General features: G+C 64.6%; 21 protein-coding genes. 11 read left to right on the top strand and 10 right to left on the bottom strand.

Annotated elements, in window-relative coordinates; translation table 11 throughout:
- The 6 genes from AC5JDC_RS21375 to AC5JDC_RS21350 form a co-directional block, all read left to right on the top strand.
- On the top strand, positions 1 to 244 hold a 244-nt coding region (locus AC5JDC_RS21375), incomplete at its 5' end, for a DNA-directed RNA polymerase subunit alpha C-terminal domain-containing protein (RefSeq protein WP_495844388.1).
- Positions 245 to 366: 122 nt separating this feature from the next.
- Positions 367 to 795, top strand: coding sequence for a 50S ribosomal protein L17 (gene rplQ, locus AC5JDC_RS21370; protein ID WP_106771981.1), 429 nt, complete (start codon positions 367 to 369; stop codon positions 793 to 795).
- 91 nt (positions 796 to 886) lie between these two features.
- A complete protein-coding gene (locus AC5JDC_RS21365; protein WP_495844386.1) occupies positions 887 to 1,558 on the top strand; it encodes an ankyrin repeat domain-containing protein in 672 nt (223 codons plus the stop codon).
- A gap of 69 nt (positions 1,559 to 1,627) precedes the next feature.
- Positions 1,628 to 2,746 carry a 2OG-Fe(II) oxygenase gene (locus AC5JDC_RS21360; RefSeq protein WP_495844384.1) on the top strand — a complete coding sequence of 373 codons (1,119 nt, stop codon included), beginning with the start codon at positions 1,628 to 1,630 and terminating at the stop codon, positions 2,744 to 2,746.
- A 181-nt stretch (positions 2,747 to 2,927) separates the two neighbouring features.
- On the top strand, positions 2,928 to 4,460 hold the full coding sequence (locus tag AC5JDC_RS21355; RefSeq protein ID WP_495844382.1) for a DegQ family serine endoprotease: 1,533 nt from the start codon (positions 2,928 to 2,930) through the stop codon (positions 4,458 to 4,460).
- A 5-nt stretch (positions 4,461 to 4,465) separates the two neighbouring features.
- Positions 4,466 to 5,782 carry a replication-associated recombination protein A gene (locus AC5JDC_RS21350; protein WP_495844379.1) on the top strand — a complete coding sequence of 439 codons (1,317 nt, stop codon included), beginning with the start codon at positions 4,466 to 4,468 and terminating at the stop codon, positions 5,780 to 5,782.
- 51 nt (positions 5,783 to 5,833) lie between these two features.
- Here the strand turns inward: AC5JDC_RS21350 and AC5JDC_RS21345 are convergent, their stop codons facing one another.
- Positions 5,834 to 6,901: a GGDEF domain-containing protein gene (locus AC5JDC_RS21345; protein WP_106771977.1), complete on the bottom strand. Its 1,068-nt coding sequence runs from the start codon at positions 6,899 to 6,901 to the stop codon at positions 5,834 to 5,836.
- A gap of 306 nt (positions 6,902 to 7,207) precedes the next feature.
- Between AC5JDC_RS21345 and AC5JDC_RS21340 the strand changes: the two genes are divergently transcribed.
- Together AC5JDC_RS21340 and AC5JDC_RS21335 are read left to right on the top strand one after the other, a co-directional pair.
- Entirely contained in the window at positions 7,208 to 7,627 is a 420-nt protein-coding gene (locus AC5JDC_RS21340) for a GFA family protein (protein ID WP_106771976.1), read from the top strand.
- Between the two features lie 239 nt (positions 7,628 to 7,866).
- Positions 7,867 to 8,226 (top strand): diacylglycerol kinase, encoded by a 360-nt coding sequence (locus AC5JDC_RS21335; RefSeq protein ID WP_106771975.1) that lies wholly within the window; start codon positions 7,867 to 7,869, stop codon positions 8,224 to 8,226.
- An 8-nt stretch (positions 8,227 to 8,234) separates the two neighbouring features.
- On the opposite strand, the gene AC5JDC_RS21330 is transcribed toward AC5JDC_RS21335, so the two are convergent.
- Together AC5JDC_RS21330 and AC5JDC_RS21325 are read right to left on the bottom strand one after the other, a co-directional pair.
- On the bottom strand, positions 8,235 to 8,834 hold the full coding sequence (locus tag AC5JDC_RS21330; RefSeq protein WP_495844376.1) for a DedA family protein: 600 nt from the start codon (positions 8,832 to 8,834) through the stop codon (positions 8,235 to 8,237).
- Positions 8,831 to 9,394: a DUF1003 domain-containing protein gene (locus tag AC5JDC_RS21325; RefSeq protein WP_495844374.1), complete on the bottom strand. Its 564-nt coding sequence runs from the start codon at positions 9,392 to 9,394 to the stop codon at positions 8,831 to 8,833. Before AC5JDC_RS21325 ends, AC5JDC_RS21330 begins: the two co-directional genes overlap by 4 nt.
- 76 nt (positions 9,395 to 9,470) lie before the next feature.
- Here AC5JDC_RS21325 and AC5JDC_RS21320 point away from each other — a divergent pair, with 76 nt between their 5' ends.
- Positions 9,471 to 10,184 (top strand): DNA-3-methyladenine glycosylase I, encoded by a 714-nt coding sequence (locus tag AC5JDC_RS21320; RefSeq protein WP_495844372.1) that lies wholly within the window; start codon positions 9,471 to 9,473, stop codon positions 10,182 to 10,184.
- Positions 10,185 to 10,189: 5 nt separating this feature from the next.
- On the opposite strand, the gene AC5JDC_RS21315 is transcribed toward AC5JDC_RS21320, so the two are convergent.
- Positions 10,190 to 10,816 (bottom strand): glutathione S-transferase family protein, encoded by a 627-nt coding sequence (locus tag AC5JDC_RS21315; RefSeq protein ID WP_495844370.1) that lies wholly within the window; start codon positions 10,814 to 10,816, stop codon positions 10,190 to 10,192.
- A 239-nt stretch (positions 10,817 to 11,055) separates the two neighbouring features.
- On the opposite strand from AC5JDC_RS21315, the gene AC5JDC_RS21310 reads away from it, so the two are divergent.
- Positions 11,056 to 12,075, top strand: a complete 1,020-nt coding sequence (locus AC5JDC_RS21310) for a glycoside hydrolase family 25 protein (RefSeq protein ID WP_495844368.1) — start codon at positions 11,056 to 11,058, stop codon at positions 12,073 to 12,075.
- A 125-nt stretch (positions 12,076 to 12,200) separates the two neighbouring features.
- Here AC5JDC_RS21310 and AC5JDC_RS21305 read toward each other — a convergent pair whose 3' ends face one another.
- The 5 genes from AC5JDC_RS21305 to AC5JDC_RS21285 form a co-directional block, all read right to left on the bottom strand.
- Positions 12,201 to 12,650, bottom strand: coding sequence for a hypothetical protein (locus AC5JDC_RS21305; protein ID WP_106771970.1), 450 nt, complete (start codon positions 12,648 to 12,650; stop codon positions 12,201 to 12,203).
- A 173-nt stretch (positions 12,651 to 12,823) separates the two neighbouring features.
- On the bottom strand, positions 12,824 to 13,384 hold the full coding sequence (locus AC5JDC_RS21300) for a type 1 glutamine amidotransferase domain-containing protein (protein ID WP_495844366.1): 561 nt from the start codon (positions 13,382 to 13,384) through the stop codon (positions 12,824 to 12,826).
- Between the two features lie 71 nt (positions 13,385 to 13,455).
- Positions 13,456 to 14,046: an SOS response-associated peptidase family protein gene (locus AC5JDC_RS21295; protein WP_495844364.1), complete on the bottom strand. Its 591-nt coding sequence runs from the start codon at positions 14,044 to 14,046 to the stop codon at positions 13,456 to 13,458.
- A gap of 10 nt (positions 14,047 to 14,056) precedes the next feature.
- Positions 14,057 to 14,332 carry an acylphosphatase gene (locus AC5JDC_RS21290; RefSeq protein ID WP_495844361.1) on the bottom strand — a complete coding sequence of 92 codons (276 nt, stop codon included), beginning with the start codon at positions 14,330 to 14,332 and terminating at the stop codon, positions 14,057 to 14,059.
- A complete protein-coding gene (locus tag AC5JDC_RS21285) occupies positions 14,329 to 14,952 on the bottom strand; it encodes a YdeI/OmpD-associated family protein (protein ID WP_495844359.1) in 624 nt (207 codons plus the stop codon). Before AC5JDC_RS21285 ends, AC5JDC_RS21290 begins: the two co-directional genes overlap by 4 nt.
- Before the next feature lie 1,200 nt (positions 14,953 to 16,152).
- Between AC5JDC_RS21285 and AC5JDC_RS21280 the strand changes: the two genes are divergently transcribed.
- On the top strand, positions 16,153 to 16,524 hold the full coding sequence (locus AC5JDC_RS21280) for an endonuclease domain-containing protein (protein ID WP_495844357.1): 372 nt from the start codon (positions 16,153 to 16,155) through the stop codon (positions 16,522 to 16,524).
- Between the two features lie 245 nt (positions 16,525 to 16,769).
- On the opposite strand, the gene AC5JDC_RS21275 is transcribed toward AC5JDC_RS21280, so the two are convergent.
- Positions 16,770 to 17,801: a ParA family protein gene (locus tag AC5JDC_RS21275; RefSeq protein ID WP_495844355.1), complete on the bottom strand. Its 1,032-nt coding sequence runs from the start codon at positions 17,799 to 17,801 to the stop codon at positions 16,770 to 16,772.
- Positions 17,802 to 17,814 lie beyond the last annotated feature (13 nt).

Here is a 17,814-nt window from a genome sequence, read left to right as displayed (position 1 = left end):
CGACGAGCTCGAACTGTCGGTGCGTTCGGCCAACTGCCTGAAGAACGACAACATCGTCTACATCGGCGACCTGATCCAGAAGACGGAAGCCGAGATGCTGCGCACGCCGAATTTCGGCCGCAAGTCACTCAACGAGATCAAGGAAGTTCTCGCCGCGATGGGTCTCCATCTCGGCATGGAGGTGGCCGACTGGCCGCCGGAGAACATCGAAGACCTCGCCAAGCGTTACGAAGACCAGTACTGAAACAGCGAATAGGGAAGTAGCGAATAGGAAAATAGCAGGCGTACTACTATTCGCTATTCGCTATTCGCTACTCCCTCGATAAGACACCGGGCTCCGGCCCATAGAACCCACGGAGAAGAGCCATGCGCCATGGATTTGCCGGCCGCCGCTTCGCCCGCAGCGCAAGCCACCGCAAGGCGATGTTCGCAAACCTCGCCGTCTCGCTCATCGAGCATGAGCAGATCGTCACCACCCTGCCGAAGGCGAAGGACCTGCGTCCGATCGTCGAGAAGCTGATCACGCTGGGCAAGCGCGGCGACCTGCACGCCCGCCGCCAGGTGATCGCCCAGATCGGCAACGAGAAGGTCGTCAAGCGCCTGTTCGACACGATCGCGCCGCGCTACGCCACCCGCAACGGCGGCTACCTGCGCATCATGAAGGCGGGCTTCCGCCACGGCGACAACGCCCCGCTGGCGGTGATCGAGTTCGTCGACCGCGATACCTCGGCCAAGGGCGCAGGCGACCGCGCCCGCGTCGAGGCGGAGACCGCCGAGACGGCCGAAGCCGCATAAGCGTCGCATTTTTCTGAAACGCTCAAGGGGCCTGCGGGCCCCTTTTGCATGTCCGGCGCGGCGGCGCGCCAGAATTCGGGAGATGCTGCGCATGCTGGTTCTGACACGGCTGTTGACGATGGTGCTGGTGGCGATGGTTTCGGCAGCATCGCTGGCGCCGGCCGAAAGCGGGGAAGAGGTCATGCTGCACGAGGCGGCCGCGGACGGCGATGTCGAGCGGACGCGGCAATTGCTGGCGTCGGGCGCTGCCGTCGACATGCGCGACGGGGCGCGGCGGACGCCGCTTCTCATCGCGGTTCAGGCCGATCAGGCGGAAGTGGCGCGACTGCTGATCGAGGCGGGTGCGGACGTCAACGCCAAGGATGCCATCGAGGACACGCCCTTCCTCTATGCCGGCGCGGAAGGGCGGAACGGAATTCTCCGTCACATCCTTGCGACCGGCAAGGCCGATCTGAAGGACACCAACCGTTATGGCGGCGTCGCGCTGATCCCGGCGGCGCATCACGGCCATCCCGAGACGGTGCGTATCCTGCTGGAGACGGCGATCGACATCGACCACGTCAACGATCTCGGCTGGACGGCGCTGCTGGAAGCCGTGATCCTGGGCGACGGCGGGCCGGTCTACCAGGAAATCGTGCGGCTGCTCACCGACGCCGGCGCGAAGCCGATCGCCGATCGCGGCGGGAGGACGCCGCTCGACCACGCACGGTCGCTCGGTTTCGGCGAGATCGCCGCCATCCTCGAAGGGCAGGGAAGGGGCTGAGCGCGGCGACCGGCTTGCGCTGCGACGTTTTGCGCAGCATTCTTGGCGGTCTCTTGAATGGGGGGAGCCATGCCGGAATATCGTCTGCTGGAGGTGGGAGACCCCGCGCCATGGTTCACGCAGCGCACTGCCTCGAACCCGAGTTTCCATTTCGACACGGTAGCGGGACGCTATCTGGTCCTGTGCTTCTTCGGCTCCGCAGCCGACCAGGCCGGGCGCGCCATGCTCGGCTTCGCGGATGAGCACCGGCGCTTCTTTGACGACCGGAAGCTCGCCTTCTTCGGCATCAGCCACGACCGCAGCGACGAGGAGCAGGGACGCCTGCCGGAGGCGCTTCCGGGCGTGCGGCATTTCTACGATTTCGACGGCAAGATCGGCCAGCTCTATGGAAGCCTGCCGCTCAATTCGACCGGACAGGTGTCGATCCGCCGCTTCTGGATGGTCGTCGACCCGACCATGCGGGTGCGCGCCATCTTCAACGCAAAACCCGACGGCAGCGAGCGCCGGGAGCTCGCCGCCTATCTGGAGGCGCTGCCGGCGGTCGATGCCTATGCCGGCTTTGCCGTGCAGGCGCCGATCATCGTCCTGCCCAACGTCTTCGATCAGGCCTTCTGCCGTCACCTTATCGATCTCTACGATGCCGATGGCGGTACCGATTCCGGTTTCATGCGGGAGGTCGACGGCAAGACGGTCGAGGTCGTCGATGCCCGGCACAAGCGCCGGTCCGACTTCACCATCGAGGACGAGAAGCTGCGGCTCACCATCCGCCAGAAGATCATCCGCCGGGTGGTTCCGGAGATCCAGAAGGTGCATCAGTATACGGTGACCCGCATGGAGCGCTATATCGTCGCCTGCTACGACAGCGCCAATGGCGGGCACTTCCGCGCGCATCGCGACAACACCACCAAGGGTACGGCGCACCGCCGCTTTGCCGTGTCGATCAACCTCAATGCCGAGTTCGACGGCGGCGAGGTGAGTTTTCCCGAATACGGTCCGCGCTCGTTCAAGCCGACGCCGGGCGGTGCCGTTGTCTTTTCCTGTTCGCTGCTGCATGCCGTCTCGCCGGTGACACGCGGCAAGCGCTACGCCTTTCTGCCGTTCCTCTACGACGATGCTGCCGCAGCGCTGCGGGAAGCCAACAACAAATATCTCGACGAGAACGTCGGCAACTACGTGAAGACAGGCTGAACCCAGACCTTCGGGGAAAGGTGGCGCGAAGAGCCGGTGAGGGTGTTTCATCGGTCAAAACTTGCGACCGGTGGCATGATTCCGCGCCGGCGGAGCACGGGATGTGGCTCGTCGGTCACGCACGCCTTCCAATTTGCACAATCATCGCATCTATAGGCGGATGTCCCGCTGGAGGATTCGCATGTTGCCGAACGGCTTGCTGGCCCTTCTGGTCTCCCTGTCGCTGACGCTCGCCGGCCCTGCCTTCGCGCAGGAGAAGCCGGCCGGCGCGCAGCCCGCGCCTACCGAAAAGCCGGCCGCCGAGCAGCCGGCGGAGCCCGGCCTGAAGGATGTGCTCAACGACCTGATGAAGAGCATGGAGGAGCCGCCGCCTCCGCCGGCGCCGCCCGGCCGGCGGCTGCCGTTCGGGCGTGCCGAAATCCAGCTCTCCTTCGCGCCGCTGGTCAAGGAGACGGCGCCGGCCGTGGTCAACGTCTACGCCTCGCAGCAGGTCCGGGTGCGCTCGCCCTTCGAGGGCGACCCGTTCTTCGAGCGCTTCTTCGGCGGCGGCGGCGGCGGACCGCTGCGCCGCTCCCAGTCGCTCGGCTCCGGCGTGCTCGTCGACAAGAGCGGCATTGTCGTCACCAACTTCCACGTCATCCGCGATGCCGACGAGGTGAAGGTCGCCACTTCCGACGGGCGCGAATTCGAGAGCAAGGTGCTGCTCAAGGACGAGACCATCGACCTCGCCGTGCTCAAGATCGAAGGCGATGCAGACTTCCCGGTGGTGCAGATCGGCGATTCCGACGCGCTGGAGATCGGCGACCTGGTGCTGGCGATCGGCAACCCGTTCGGCGTCGGCCAGACCACCACCAGCGGCATCGTCTCTGCGCTCGCCCGTTCGCATATCGGCGTCTCCGACTTCGGCTTCTTCATCCAGACGGATGCGGCGATCAACCCCGGCAATTCCGGCGGCGGGCTGATCAACATGACCGGCCAGCTGGTCGGCATCAACACCGCCATCTACAGCCGCAGCGGCGGCTCGATCGGCATCGGCTTCGCCATCCCGTCGAACATCGTGCGCGCCGTGGTGAACGCGGCCAAGAACGGCCAGGACTTCTTCGAGCGACCCTTCATCGGGGCAAGCTTCGAACCGGTCACGGCGCAGGTGGCGGAGGCGCTCGGCATGAAGACGCCGACCGGCGCGCTGGTCGCCAACGTGGCCGAAAACGGTCCGGCGGCGAAGGCCGGACTGAAACCCGGCGACGTGGTGCTGTCGATGAACGGCGTCGCCATCGAGCATGTGGATGCGCTCGGCTACCGCCTGTCGACGCAGCCGATCGGCGCCAAGGCCAGCCTGCAGCTGCTCAGCAACGGCGAGGAGAAGACTGTCGAGGTCGGCCTGGAGCGTGCTCCGGAAGGCACCACCACCGGGCCGGTCACCATCCGCGGACGCAGCCCGTTCGCCGGCGCCAAGGTGGCCGAACTGTCGCCCCGGCTGGCGCAGCGGCTGCGCATGCCGGCCGACGTCACCGGCGTGACGGTGGTCGACATCGACCGCAATTCGCCGGCCGCCGGCTTCGGGCTGCGGCCGCGCGACATCGTGCGCGAGGTCAATGGCGAGGCGATCAGCACGACCGCCCAGCTCGAGGAGGTGGCCGCCCAGGATACGCGCTGGTGGCGCTTCACCGTCGAGCGCGACGGGCAACTGATGCGGCAGATGCTGCGTTACTGAAGGCGATGGCCGATCTCTTCTCAAAGGACGAGCCGCAAAAGGTCGAAACCGGCCGGCCGCTAGCCGACCGGCTGAGGCCGAAAAGCCTCGGCGAGGTCGTCGGCCAGGAGCATCTGACCGGCGAGGATGGCGTGCTGTCGCGCATGATCCGCTCCGGATCGCTCGGTTCGATGATCTTCTGGGGACCGCCGGGCACCGGCAAGACGACGGTGGCGCGGCTGCTCGCCGGCGAGACCAATCTGGCTTTCGAGCAGATATCGGCGATCTTCTCCGGCGTCGCCGACCTGAAGAAGGTATTCGAAACGGCGCGGCTGCGCCGAACCAACGGCCGCCAGACGCTGCTGTTCGTCGACGAGATCCATCGCTTCAACCGCGCCCAGCAGGATTCTTTCCTGCCGGTGATGGAGGACGGCACCGTCATACTGGTCGGCGCCACGACCGAAAATCCCTCCTTCGAGCTCAACGCCGCGCTCTTGTCGCGCGCCCGTGTGCTCGTCTTCCAGACCCTTGCCGAGGACAGCCTGTCGCGGCTCCTGGAGCGCGCCGAGGCGGTCGAAGGCAAGCCGCTGCCGCTCGACGAGGATGCGAGGGCGGTGCTGCTGCGCATGGCCGACGGCGACGGCCGCGCCGCGCTGACACTTGCCGAGGAGATTTGGCGCGCCGCCAAGCCGGGCGAGGTGTTCGACGCGGAAGGAATTCAGCGCGTCGTGCAGCGCCGGGCGCCCGTCTATGACAAGGGCCAGGACGGCCACTACAATCTGATCTCGGCCCTGCACAAATCGGTGCGCGGCTCCGATCCAGATGCGGCGCTCTATTATCTCGCGCGCATGTTCGATGCCGGCGAGGATCCGCTCTATCTCGGCCGCCGCCTTGTGCGCATGGCGGTCGAGGACATCGGCATGGCCGACCCGCAGGCGCTGGTGATCGCCAACGCCGCCAAGGACGCCTACGACTATCTCGGCTCGCCCGAAGGGGAATTGGCGTTCGCCGAGGCGGCCGTCTATCTGGCAACCGCGCCGAAATCCAACGCCGTCTACACCGCGTTCAAGGCGGCGACGCGCGCGGCCAAGGAGTTCGGCTCGCTGCTGCCGCCAAAACACATTCTCAACGCACCGACCAAGCTGATGAAGGACGAGAGCTACGGCTCCGGCTATCGCTACGACCATGACGAGCCGGAAGCTTTTTCCGGGCAGGACTATTTTCCGGAGAAGATGGGCCGGCAAAGTTTTTACGATCCGCCGGAACGGGGTTTCGAGCGCGAGATCCGCAAGCGTCTCGACTACTGGGCGAAGCTCAGGGCGGAGCGATCGGGCGGCGACTGAGCCGATTGCCGGTGACCGGGCGAAAGATCGGCCGGCCAACTGCCTCCGCGCTCAATCGCGCTTGTACAGCATCCAGCTCTTCAGCGGGCGGTCGCGCACGGTCGAGAAGGCCGTTACCCGGTTGCGGCCGCTGATCTTGGAGCGGTAGAGCGCCCGGTCCGCCTTGGCGTAGAGGTCTTCCGGCCCGTCCGCTTCGGACGCCATGCAGACGCCCATCGACACGGTTACGGGTCCGCAGGCGGCGCTGGAAGGCGACAGGAAATGGGTCTGCTCGATCGCCGCGCGTAATCCGTCGGCGAGATCGAAGGTGGCGTGCTCGGAGACGCCTTCGATGATGATCGCGAATTCCTCGCCGCCGGTGCGGGCGACGAACATGCCGGTGCCGAGACTGCCGCGCAGTATGTCGGCGACCTGGCGGATGATCTTGTCGCCGGCGGGGTGGCCGAAACGATCGTTGATCGCCTTGAAGCGGTCGATGTCGGCAAGCACGAGCGCGCCGAACAGGATGCCCGTCCTGTCGTTGTAGATTTCGGCGATGCGGCGGTCGAAGGCGCGGCGGTTCCAGATGTGGGTCAAGGGGTCGGTCTCGGCGAGGATCTTGTATTCCTCGAGCGCCGACTTGACGCTTTCGAGCTCGGCCGACTTCTCGTCCAGCGTCTCGGCCACCTGCCGGCCGTGGTCGATGGTCGAGCTCGTGGCGCTCGACATGACCCCGACAATCTTCTGCAGCAGCTCGCGGCTCAGGGCGTGACGGTTCTTCAATCCGTCCGACGTCTCGTTGAGGATCGCCCCATATTTCTCGATATGGACGCGCTCGGCCCTGAGCAGGCGGGCGACGCTCTCCAACTCGCGCGCCAGCGTCTCGCGCGCCGTCTCGACGATCGTCTGCTCATGATTGTGCGCGAAGTATTTCCGGCCGATCCGGTCCAGTTCCTGCTGCGACGGCCGGTTGCCGAGCGCCACGACCTCCAGCGTCAGCTCGGGCCTGGAGCCGGTCAGCGCCTCGTAGAAAATCTCGTAGTTGCGGGGCAGGCCGACCACACCCATCTGCCGCATGGTGGTTACGACACTAAGGGCGATGTCGTTCGCGCGTTCCGCGGGAGCCACCGCTGGTTGCATCTGCAAAACACTCCCGCACTGGCGATAACGGTGCTCGCCGCCGTCACCCGACGTGGGTGCTCGATCGGGGAGGCCTTGTTTCGTCCGTTGACGGCTCGACAATGCAACACTTGACTCTAAAGTTTCCTTAAATCATCGGCGCCATCGCAAAAACTTTACTTGCAAACCTTGCTCGCGGCCTTGCGATGGGTTTTCCGGGAGCGCGTCGAGTTTCGCGAAGGCGGCATCCGATGCCGTATCCGGGGCGGCGCCATCCCGAGCAGCCTGTCACCCTCGTGGGCAGATGCGAAGGGAGATGGCGAGCCAATGAGCGAAGTCCACACCGGATCCTGCAACTGTGGCGCGATCAGGTTCCGAACCACCGGCAGGCTGCGCGATGTCATCTACTGCCACTGCTCGCAATGCCGGAAGCAGACCGGGCATTTCTATGCGGCGACCAATGTCACCGATGCCGATCTTCTGGTTGAGGGGACGGACAACATCACCTGGTTCCAGTCTTCTTCCGCCGCCAAACGCGGATTCTGCCGGACCTGTGGCTCGGCGCTGTTCTGGAAGCTGGACGGCGATCCGACAATCTCGGTGATGGCCGGGCTCTTCGACCACCCCACCGGCCTCTCCGGAACGTGTCACATCTTCGTCTCCGACAAGGGCGACTATTACGAGCTGACGGACGGGCTGCCGCGGTTCGAACAGTCGACGCCGTCGATCAAGGTCGCGGGCGATTGAGCCTGCCGGCGCGGCAGGCGCATTCCACAAGCCCGCATCGCACCGTCTCGTCGGCGGCGACTGCTGCCTGTTCCCGCAGGCGCGGCTTTTCGCTAGAGAATTTCCGGTTCTCCTCGATCATCGGAACTGCTCTAACTCCTTGTTTTTTCGCAATTCCGAACGCAAAACCGCTCACACTTTTGCTGGAATTGCTCTAAACGATCTGCCTGCACAAGCCAGCAAGCGGATTCTCGTCGTCCATGGACCGTATCGTCAGCGCCTTCTGGAATTCCATGCGGGCGCTTCGGCGCCTGACCCTGACCGAAAAGGCTTTCCAGCAGGAACTCGCCCTTCTGGTTCTGGCGATCCCCGCCGGCTGGTTCCTCGCCACCACATGGTCGGGCTATGCGCTCTTGATCGGCGCCATTCTGGTGCTGATCATGGTGGAGGTGCTGAACACCGGGATCGAGGCGGCTTGCGACGCCTTCTCGCGCGAGTTCAACGTCGAGATCCAGCTCGCCAAGGATTGCGGCTCGCTTGCCGTGCTGATCGCCATCATCCTGGTCCTCGGCGTCTGGGGTTTCGCCATCGTCGAGCGCCTTGGCGGCATGCCGGCCTGAGCGGTTGCTTATGCGCCGTCGGCAGGCTCGCCGTCCTTCCGGCGGCGGGACAGCCGGCGCGCCGCGAAATGGCCGAGCAGCAGCACGACGACGCCGATCCCCAAGGCGATCAGCAGCCTGTGGTGCTTGTGCAGGGTCTCCCCGAGCAGCTGTTCGGCGCCGAGCCCGAAGAAGTAGCCGAGGCCCGTGAACAAGGCGGCCCAGCTCAGCGACGAAAGCGCATTCAGCAGCAGAAAGCGCAGCGGCGGAATGTCGGACAGCCCGGCGACGACGCCTCCGAGCAGCCGCATGCCGTAGACGTAGCGGTTGGTGAGCACGAACAGGTTGGGATGCGCCCGCACCAGCTCATAGGCATGGCTGAAACCGGGCTTTTTGCGCAGGCGCCGCACCAGACGGTGTTCGGCGAAGCGGCGGCCGGCGAGGAAGAAGCTGGCGTCGCCAAGGAAGGCTCCGGCGGAGGCGGCGGCGAAGGCCTGCCACGGCACGAACACGCCCTGGTGGCCGAAGAAGCCGCCGAGGATGGCGGCCGTCTCGCCTTCGAACAGGCAGCCGGCGAAGACGGCGACGAGGCCGTATTGTTCGATCAGCGCGTGGATCGTTTCGCTCATGCCGGGCGGCCGGTCTCTGCAAGCCGGCTTTCGATGCGGGCCAGCATCGCCCGCAGTTCCGCCATCTCGTCGCGCAGCTTCAAAATGTCCATGTGGCGGATTTCGTCGAATTTCTCGTGCAGCGCCATGATCTCGATCTCCGCCTTGAGATTGACCGCGTAGTCATGCGCGGCGTCGACGCGATCGCGCTCGGTCTGGCGGTTCTGCGACATCATGATGATCGGTGCCTGGATGGCGGCGAGCATGGACAGCACCAGGTTGAGGAAGATGAAGGGATAGGGATCGAACGCCTCCCTGGTCAGCAGCAGCGTGTTGGCGACGGCCCACAGCACCAGGAAGACCAGGAAGGATATGATGAAGCTCCACGAGCCGCCGACCCGCGCCATGCCGTCGGCTATGCGGTCGCCGCGTGACTGGCGGCTCGCATGGACGTCATTGACGTCGCGCGATATCGTGCTGTGGTCGAGCGCGCTTTGCAGCACACGGCTCTCCGTTTCGGTCAGGTGCTCCGGCTTGCGCGTCAGCCACCGCTTGGCGAGGTCGGGGAGGGTCTTGTGCATGGGAAGCGCTCCGGCTTCTGGGTTGGGGGCACTGCGGCGCCGCTGAAAGGGCCGCGGCCAGGGAAGGAATAGCAGAATGGCCAATTTCGCCGCAATTCGCGCCCGCGCGGCCGAACGCAAGGGCGGCGAGCGGGTGCTGGTCTCGCTGCTCGGCCTGGCGCCCGACAATCGCGACGTGGCGAAGCTTTCCGACGACCGTCTGCTGTCGACCATCGCCGAGCGGGTTTTTGCCGCCGGTTTCGTCTGGCGGGTGATCGAGCAGAAATGGCCAGGCTTCGAGGCCGCCTTTCTCGGCTTCGAGCCGAAGCGCCTGCTGTTCCAGCCCGACGACTTCTGGCACGAGCTCGCCTCCGACAGCCGCATCGTGCGCAACCCGCAGAAGATACGCTCGATGCGCGACAATGCCGCCTTCGTCGAGCGCATGTCGCAGGAGCATGGCGGCTTCGGAAAGTTCCTCGCCGCCTGGCCGGCCGGCGATCAGGTCGGCCTCATGGCCTTTCTCGGCAAGCATGGCAGCCGGCTCGGCGGCAATACGGGGCAGTATTTCCTGCGCTGGATCGGCTGGGACACCTTCATCGTCTCCAGCGACATGACGGCGGCGCTGCGCGACGCCGGGCTCGACATTCCGGACAACCCGACCTCGAAGAAAGATCTGCAGAAAATCCAGGATCGCATCAACGGATGGGTCGAGGAGACCGGCCTGCCGCGCAAGCACATCTCACGCATCCTCGCGATGTCGACCGGGGTCAACAACACGCCGGCACAGATCAGGGAATATACCGGCGAGTAGGGCGATCACTCCGGCGGGATGAAGGGCTGCTGGATTTCCTGGAAGACCGGCAGCGCCTCGAGCTTCGCCGCATGCGCGGCAAGTGCCGGATAGGCGTCGAGCGCGATCATGCCGGGATGCGAGTCCATGACGTGGCGCAGCGCCGCCGCCACGGCGATGTCGGCATGGCCGATCGCCTCGCCGAACCAGTAAGGCGTCGGCCGGCCGGCCCGGTCCTTCTCCAACACGTCGAGGACGGTGCCGATCTGGGTGCCGCAGCGCTCCACCCACAGGTCGGAGACCTCGCCGTGCAGCCGCTTCTCGTAGAACAGGCTCACCCCCTTGTCGGCGAGCCCGGTGGCGAGCGCGGCGACCTTCATCGCCCGGTGCCGCTCCGGCTCGGTGGTAGGGTACATGCGTCGCTCGGGCGCAACGAGGCTGTCGACGTAGTCGAGGATGACGTGGCTCTCGACCAGCACGTCACCGTCATCGAGCACCAGCGTCGGCACGCGGGTGAGCGGGTTGTAGGGGCGGATCTTGTCCGCCTCACCGAAAGTTGACCACGGCCGGTGCTCGAAGGGCAGGCCGTAAAGCCTGAGCGCAATGCCGACGCGGCGGACGAAGGAGGAGTCGTACTGGCCGATGAGGATCATGAAGAAAGTCTCCGGAAGCGCGCCAGAATGCGCTTCGGCGGGATCGGCCTGCAAGTCCTGCCTGCTGGTCCACGGAGGGTCTGCTGACACCGGACGCCAGCACGATGCGACATGGGCGAATCGGTCGAATGCGAATCGGATTCAAACTTTGTTGGTAATTTCTCGTTAGGAACTTTCCCAGGCTCTGGCGGGTGGCGCTGGGTTGCCGACGGTCTGTGTTGTTTTGCGTACAGGTGCCAATGCGGTCGCCAAGCGTCGTCCTCGCTCTCATTGCGTGTCTTGCCCTGAGCGGCTGCACGTCGCGCTCCGGCATCGACGTTCTGCAAGTGCCGGGCCCTTCGGCCGAAACGACGAGTTCGGTCGCCGGCATGCCGCGACCGGTGCCGCCGGCCGATGTCGAAACGATCATCCGGCAGGAGGAGACGGTCGCGATGGTCGTTCCCGAGTCCGCCGAACCTCTGGGGGCGCCGGTCGAGCCCGCCGCCCTGGTCGCTCCGGCGAAACCGGCGGTGGCGATGATCCCGCAGGCGAGGCCGCGGGCGCGCTCCGCGCCGAGCTTCGACGGCGCCGTGACGCGCCACCGCTTCCGCGACGCGAAACCGATCAATTTCGGCTCGGCCTCACCGAGCAGGCTCGCCGTGCACGGCGTCGACGTGTCGCGCTGGCAGGGCGAGATCGACTGGCCGCGGCTGCGCAGCCAGGGCGCCAACTTCGCCTACATCAAGGCGACCGACGGCGGCGACCATCTCGACCCGATGTTCCGCAAGAACTGGCGCGGGGCGGGCGAGGCGGGGCTGCGGCGCGGCGCCTACCATTTCTTCTACTGGTGCCGCGTCGCCAGCGAGCAGGCCGACTGGTTCATCCGCAACGTGCCGAAGGTCCCCGGTGCGCTGCCGCCGGTGATCGACGTCGAATACAATGCCGAATCCCGCTGCAAGCGCCGGCTGTCGCCGGAGCGCTACCGCGAGAAGATGCAGGTGTTCATGGACAAGCTCGAGGCGCATTACGGCCAGCGCCCGGTCATCTACACGCCGCCGGATTTTTATCGCGACAACCTCAAGGGCCACTTCCGCGACTATCCCTTCTGGCTGCGCTCGGTGGCGGCGCATCCGTCAAAGGTCTATCCCGGCCGCGAATGGGTGTTCTGGCAATATTCCGGCTCCGGCCTGTCGCACGGAGTCAGGGGCCAGATCGACCTCAACGTCTTCCATGGCAGCGAGCGCGAATGGCGCCGCTGGCTGGGCGACAATGCCGGGTGATGCGGTCGCGCGTCGCAGGGACGAGCCAGCCGGAGCGGCAGGCCCCTGGAGCTGAAGGCCGCAAATGATCCGGGCCGTGCCGCCGAGGCGGCCGGCCATGGATCGCAGGGTCCTGAGCCTCGCCCTCAGCGGGCGAGGCCGAAGAACCGCATGACCGCCCCGGACCAGCGGGCCCGGCGCTCGCTCCAGCGTGCATGGTGGCGCAGCCGTTTGGCAAGTCCGGCGCCGGTCATCGTGCCGACATGGTGGCAGTCGCAGAGCAGCCAGTGGGCGTCGCGGTCGCTGAGCGCGAAGAAGTCCATCGCGTCGCCCAGGCTGTCGCCCTTGAGCCCATGCGCACGCAGCACCGGGTCGCTGAAGGCGACGGTGAGCGGCGTGTTGCCGCCGCGGTAGGCGCGAAGCTCGTCGGAGGACAGGTGCTCGAGGCGCCTGAGCGCGCTGAGCGGCCCGCCGTGGCGTTCGAGCGCCTTCGCCCACAGCTCGATACGCTCGCCGGCGGAGAGCTTCGCCGGGTTGCCGATCAGCGGGATGAGTTCGGCGGTCGAAATGATCTCGTCAGGGATCTGGTGCTTCATGGCAACCTCCAACTTTGATGAGATCAATGGAAAGGTAGCGCAGGCAGCGCGCGCGGACAGGAGGTCCGGGCAAGGTTTTTTTCAGATTTGCGGGACGGGGTCGGGAACGGCAGGACACTACGAAAGACCCGCCCGGCGACCGGCCGGACGGGGTCTTTTGCGATATCGTGCGCTCACGCGGCGCGGCGCTCGTGCCGGCCCTCGCGGATCTCCTCGACCAGCTTGCCGCAGAAGGCGTCGAGGTCGCCGGGATTGCGGCTGGTGACCAGCCCCTGGTCGGTGACCACCTTAGAATCCTCCCACTTGCCGCCGGCATTGACGACGTCGGTCCTGATCGACTTGTAGGAGGTGACGCGGCGGCCTTTGAGGATGCCGACCTCGACCAGCAGCCAGGGCGCGTGGCAGATGGCGCCGATCACCTTGCGCTCGGTCCAGAAGCCCTTGATGAAGTCCAGCGCCTGGTCTTCGATGCGCAAGAGGTCAGGATTGATCTGGCCGCCGGGCAGCACCAGGGCGTCGTAATCCTGCGGGCTAGCCGCGTCCAGCGTCCGGTCGACCGGCACCGGCCGGCCCCAGTCCTTCTTCTCCCAGCCCTTGATCTCGCCCGGCTCAAGCGACACGACATCGACCTTTGCGCCGGCCTCGCGCAGCTTCTTCAGCGGCACCTCCAGCTCGGACTGCTCGAAACCGTGGGTGGCGAGGATGGCGACGCGCTTTCCTGAAATCTCCGGCATTGTTCTCTCCTTGCTTTCGGGGGACATCGGCCCAACGGAGAGGGGCGGGAGGTGTTCCATGCGCGCCGCGGCTAGTCGCTGCCTGGCCGCACCGTCTCCACCGACAGGAAGCCAGCGGCAAGCGGCGTGAGCAGCTCGGCTTCCGGACGGGTGAGATGCAGCCAATGCGCCCAGTCCTGCGGTGCCAGCACCGCCACCTGGCGGTCGTGATAGGGTTTGATGTCGGGTCCGGGCGCGGTGGTGAGCATGGCGAAGGCCGGCGGCTGGTTGCCGGCACCTTCCCGCCAGAGAGCGGCGATCGCGGTGACGGCGCAGCCCGCCAGCCGGAAGCGATGTTTCGCTTTCGGCGATCTTTTTCCGGTGAACTCGAAGAAGCCGGAGGTCGGCACGAGGCAGCGCCGGCTTCCGGCAAAGCCGCGGCCTTCCGAGCGGAAGTTGAACACCGGCCCGCCCTTGCCTTTGGGCGGCAGGCCGAAGGCCATCGGCGCCAGCTCGACGGCCTCGCCGGCGGTGCGCATCACCGGCCCGACATCCCTGATGCGGATGTCGGCCGCCTGCGGCAGGTCCGACGGGCCCTGATGCTCCGGGATTTTGAGCGCCGCCTGCGCCATGGCTTTGCGATATTCGTCCCAGTCGACATATTGCTCGTAGTCGTTGCACATGGCGGCGGCCTCAGCGCAGGATGCGGAAGCCGCCCGGAGCCGGCTCGTCGGCCGGATCGTGCGCGATCCCGGTGACCTCCGCGCCGGGCGGGCCGACGCGCAGCCTTTTCAGCATCTTGTCCACCTCCTCCTCCGGCCCGGCGATCAGGGCGGAGACGGAGCCGTCCGGCTCGTTGCGCACCCAGCCGTCGAGGCCGAGCGCCTGCGCCTCCTCCTGCGTCCAGTAGCGGAAGCCGACGCCTTGCACGCGGCCGCGGATGCGGAGTTTTACCGCCCGCCTGCTCATGGCGTGCCGCCCCCCGCGCCGCGCTTGCCGCCCTGCGGATAGATCGTCTCGCCGCGCTTCAGCATGGCGACGAAGGTTTCGATCTTCTTCAGGCGTGCCGCCTCGGTTTTCAGATTGTGCAGGCGGAAGGCGAGCGCGAAGCGGTTCTGCGCGCTGAGTTTTTCCAGCATCGCCTTGGCCCGCGGCTCGGCGTCGATGGCCGCCTGCAGGTCGGCGGGGATGGTCATCTCGCTGGCCGGACCATAGGCGCGCTGCCAGCGCCCGTCGGCCTTGGCCATATCCACCTGCCTCAGCCCGTGCCCGGTCATGCGGCCCTCGCCGATCAGCCGGGCGACGTTGTCGACGTTGATCTTGCTCCAGCTGCTCCTTTTCCCGCGCGGCGTGTAGCGCTGCAAAAAGCTGCGCTCGTCGAACCCTTTGCGGATGGCGTCGATCCAGCCCCAGCACAGGCAGACGTCGATCGCCTCCTTGGGCGTGATCGAGGGCAGGCCCGAGCCGACCTTGTGGATCTTTATCCAGACCTCGTCGGCGCTGTCGTGGTGCCTGCCGAGCCAGGCGTGGAAGGCGTCGGCATCGGCGAATTCATGCACCTTGGCGGGATCGACGGGGACGGGGGCCATTTTCTCAACCGGGCAGTTTTCGGGACGTGGTGCTTGCGCGAGGCCCGATATCTACCGCGCCCGGGCGCGCCGGCGCAAATCTCCCCCTCTCCGTCTCGGGCCCCGCCCTCGACACCTCTCCCCCACATGCGTGGGGGCGAGGAACCCAGGCTGGAGGAGCGCCGGCATCGCGGCAGCGGTTCCTCGCCCCCGCAGGGGGAGAGGTGTTCGAGGGCGAAGGGCGAGACGGAGAGGGGGAAGCGCCGGGAGAGGAAGCGCCGGGGACAGTTTACTTTTTTCGGCCCGCGCGACCTCTGAACTGCTGCGGCCTTTCTGCCGAAAGAAAGTAAACTGTCCCCTGAGCATACGTCATCCTCGCCACGCCCTGCATCGCAGTCTGGCCATTGAAGAAGTCGGGAAGACGGGCGGCCGCAGGATCGCTCATCTAAATTTTATATGCGACCTTTCGGCCGCCCGTCCGGTGCTTCTTCGCCGCTTCATTTCCGGGTCATGGGATCGTACTCGCTACTCCGGCTTAAGTGACGCCGGCGATATCCCGCTCATGACGGCTCCTGAGGCCATACCGGAGCCCCGTCCCGCTCAAAGGCGGGATCGTTGGAAACTCTGAAGCAGCGCCGGCCCTCGCGGCCACGTTAGCCGCTACCTTCCGGACACCGGCCCCTCCCCGCAGACCACCGTCATGATCGGCGTTCCCGCAGGAGAGGCTGGGTGGAAGTATAAGGGAGGCCGAAGGGAGGGGATAAGAATCGGTGGGAGACGCCGCAATTTCTCCGCAACGCCTTCCGAAGAGGACGGGTAAGAACCGGAAAGATTGGCTTTTTCGTTCGCGTCAGCCTTGGAGTGCCGCCGCTTCTCCGCGGAAGGAAAATAAAACTGTCCCCTGAGGCCGCAGCCGTTGCGCTCCGTCCAACACCCCTCATCCGTCGCCTGATCTCGGCCTTGGCTGTAGCCAAGGCCGATGGCGACACCTTCTCCCACAAGGGGAGAAGGGGCGCGCTGCTTTTGCGGCTCCGCCAATCATCGACGTCGGCGATTGGCGACGAGGCCGACGCGAAACGCCCCTTCTTGTGGGAGAAGGGGCCAGATCCTGAGCCGCGAGCGCAGCGAGCGAGGCAAAAGAAAGGTCGAATGGGAGGTGTTGGACGAAACGGGACCTATAAGGGTGTTGGAAGGATCGCGACGCGGGCATAGTCTGACGTCATGCCGCACCAGCCCGTGCCACCGACCAAACGTCGTTTCGCCAAAACCCTGCGCCGCGACATGACCGAGGCCGAGGACAGGCTGTGGCGCGAATTGCGCGGCCGGCGGCTCGACCACATCAAGTTCCGCCGGCAGGTGCCGATCGGCCGATACGTGGCCGACTTCGCCTGCCTCGAGGCAAAACTGATCGTCGAGATCGACGGCAGCCAGCATGCCGAATCCGCTCACGACGATCTTCGCAAGGCCGACCTGCAGGCGAGGGGATTTCGGGTGCTGCGGTTCTGGAACGACGAGGTGCTTAGGGAATTGGACTCCGTCTGCGACACGATCATCGCCTATGTGCGGGATCAGAGTTTGCAGCCGTGGCGGTGAGCGCCACCTTCTCCCCTTGTGGGAGAAGGTGGATCGGCCGAAGGCCGAGACGGATGAGGGGTGCTGGACGGAGTGAGTCGTTGGCGATCCTTCCAACACCCCTCATCCGACCAAGCGATCCTACTCGCGTGCTGCTTGGTCTAAAAAAGATAAAGTTTGTATTTTACGCTTCGACAATATTCAGCATGAATGTCGATGCGCAGCCCAAATTTCACGGCTTCAACACGATGCTACATGACTTTTGTTTATTTTGGAACAAGAGCTTCAATAGTTTTTGCAAAACCATTAAATACCTCTCCAAAATTATCTCTGCTCTTTTGCATCGTTTCTAGGATAACTCCCACCCTATTAATCTGAGCGTCTGTAAGGGCAAATATAGGGGTGCTGTGGCTTTGTGATTGAGCAATAAGAGTGTTGAAGTCAGCAATGTTGACGAGATTGTATGCTGAATCCTGTGCGCCAGCACTGTCAAATTCTGATTTCTTTATAACCATGTCAATTTTTTCTAATTCGGGGACGAGTTTATCATCAACATTCTTCTTTATTCTGTCGATCCATTCCTGAAAGCTGGATGCCGGATTGCCGCTTCTGGGCCGATATCGTTGAGAGATCATGCCCAGCATTCTGGGTGGGTCTTTTGGAAGCGCATAGACCAAGCTAGATTGCCGAAACATTGCTAATTGCTGGTTCCAGCGCGGAAGTACACGTGATAACGATTCGATCGCCTGAAAGCAAAAATAATCTGGCGAAGTTGGAACAATAAAGTTGTCGCTGGCCATTAAGAGGCAGGCGTTAAGTGCGCCAACGCTAGGGCTCATATCAACTAAAACATAGTCTACTCCGTTCTCTTCTGCTGTCTTTCTTAGGAGAGAACCAGGTGCGCCGGGAAGGTTTTGTAGTGCCGGAAGGGCTGTCGCAGTAGTCATTGCCACAGAAAGTTGAGTTTCAGCTTCGGCTAGATCTATGTTCCCTGCCAAAATCTTCAGGCGGCCATTCTGAGTATTAGTAAGTTGGACTGATTTGATCGCAGCTCCGGTACCCTGCAGTGCCGGGGCGAGCCCTGCGCTAAAGTTTGCAGCGGGATTGTCAGTATAGAATTTATCGAGGTCGGCTTGTCCCGTGAACCCTAGAGTCATTCCTGTCAAATTGCATTGAGGATCTGCATCGACAATCATGACGCGATGGCCTCGATCAGCGAGTGCCCAACCCAAATTAAATGTCGTTGTCGTCTTACTTACACCGCCCTTGTGGTTGAAGAGCGATATTACTTTTGGCATCTAAGTCTCCCCT

This window comes from Kumtagia sp. (assembly GCF_059502445.1).
The sequence above is the reverse complement of the archived record's forward strand: the minus strand, read 5'-3'. Positions and strand labels throughout refer to the sequence as shown.

Excerpts from the sequence above, each read along its gene's own strand:
- rplQ (WP_106771981.1), top strand. The coding sequence starts at position 367 with ATGCGCCATGGATTTGCCGGCCGCCGCTTCGCCCGCAGCGCAAGCCAC.
- AC5JDC_RS21365 (WP_495844386.1), top strand. The coding sequence starts at position 887 with ATGCTGGTTCTGACACGGCTGTTGACGATGGTGCTGGTGGCGATGGTT.
- AC5JDC_RS21360 (WP_495844384.1), top strand. The coding sequence starts at position 1,628 with ATGCCGGAATATCGTCTGCTGGAGGTGGGAGACCCCGCGCCATGGTTC.
- AC5JDC_RS21355 (WP_495844382.1), top strand. The coding sequence starts at position 2,928 with ATGTTGCCGAACGGCTTGCTGGCCCTTCTGGTCTCCCTGTCGCTGACG.
- AC5JDC_RS21350 (WP_495844379.1), top strand. The coding sequence starts at position 4,466 with ATGGCCGATCTCTTCTCAAAGGACGAGCCGCAAAAGGTCGAAACCGGC.
- AC5JDC_RS21345 (WP_106771977.1), bottom strand. The coding sequence starts at position 6,901 with ATGCAACCAGCGGTGGCTCCCGCGGAACGCGCGAACGACATCGCCCTT.
- AC5JDC_RS21340 (WP_106771976.1), top strand. The coding sequence starts at position 7,208 with ATGAGCGAAGTCCACACCGGATCCTGCAACTGTGGCGCGATCAGGTTC.
- AC5JDC_RS21335 (WP_106771975.1), top strand. The coding sequence starts at position 7,867 with ATGGACCGTATCGTCAGCGCCTTCTGGAATTCCATGCGGGCGCTTCGG.
- AC5JDC_RS21330 (WP_495844376.1), bottom strand. The coding sequence starts at position 8,834 with ATGAGCGAAACGATCCACGCGCTGATCGAACAATACGGCCTCGTCGCC.
- AC5JDC_RS21325 (WP_495844374.1), bottom strand. The coding sequence starts at position 9,394 with ATGCACAAGACCCTCCCCGACCTCGCCAAGCGGTGGCTGACGCGCAAG.
- AC5JDC_RS21320 (WP_495844372.1), top strand. The coding sequence starts at position 9,471 with ATGGCCAATTTCGCCGCAATTCGCGCCCGCGCGGCCGAACGCAAGGGC.
- AC5JDC_RS21315 (WP_495844370.1), bottom strand. The coding sequence starts at position 10,816 with ATGATCCTCATCGGCCAGTACGACTCCTCCTTCGTCCGCCGCGTCGGC.
- AC5JDC_RS21310 (WP_495844368.1), top strand. The coding sequence starts at position 11,056 with ATGCGGTCGCCAAGCGTCGTCCTCGCTCTCATTGCGTGTCTTGCCCTG.
- AC5JDC_RS21305 (WP_106771970.1), bottom strand. The coding sequence starts at position 12,650 with ATGAAGCACCAGATCCCTGACGAGATCATTTCGACCGCCGAACTCATC.
- AC5JDC_RS21300 (WP_495844366.1), bottom strand. The coding sequence starts at position 13,384 with ATGCCGGAGATTTCAGGAAAGCGCGTCGCCATCCTCGCCACCCACGGT.
- AC5JDC_RS21295 (WP_495844364.1), bottom strand. The coding sequence starts at position 14,046 with ATGTGCAACGACTACGAGCAATATGTCGACTGGGACGAATATCGCAAA.
- AC5JDC_RS21290 (WP_495844361.1), bottom strand. The coding sequence starts at position 14,332 with ATGAGCAGGCGGGCGGTAAAACTCCGCATCCGCGGCCGCGTGCAAGGC.
- AC5JDC_RS21285 (WP_495844359.1), bottom strand. The coding sequence starts at position 14,952 with ATGGCCCCCGTCCCCGTCGATCCCGCCAAGGTGCATGAATTCGCCGAT.
- AC5JDC_RS21280 (WP_495844357.1), top strand. The coding sequence starts at position 16,153 with ATGCCGCACCAGCCCGTGCCACCGACCAAACGTCGTTTCGCCAAAACC.
- AC5JDC_RS21275 (WP_495844355.1), bottom strand. The coding sequence starts at position 17,801 with ATGCCAAAAGTAATATCGCTCTTCAACCACAAGGGCGGTGTAAGTAAG.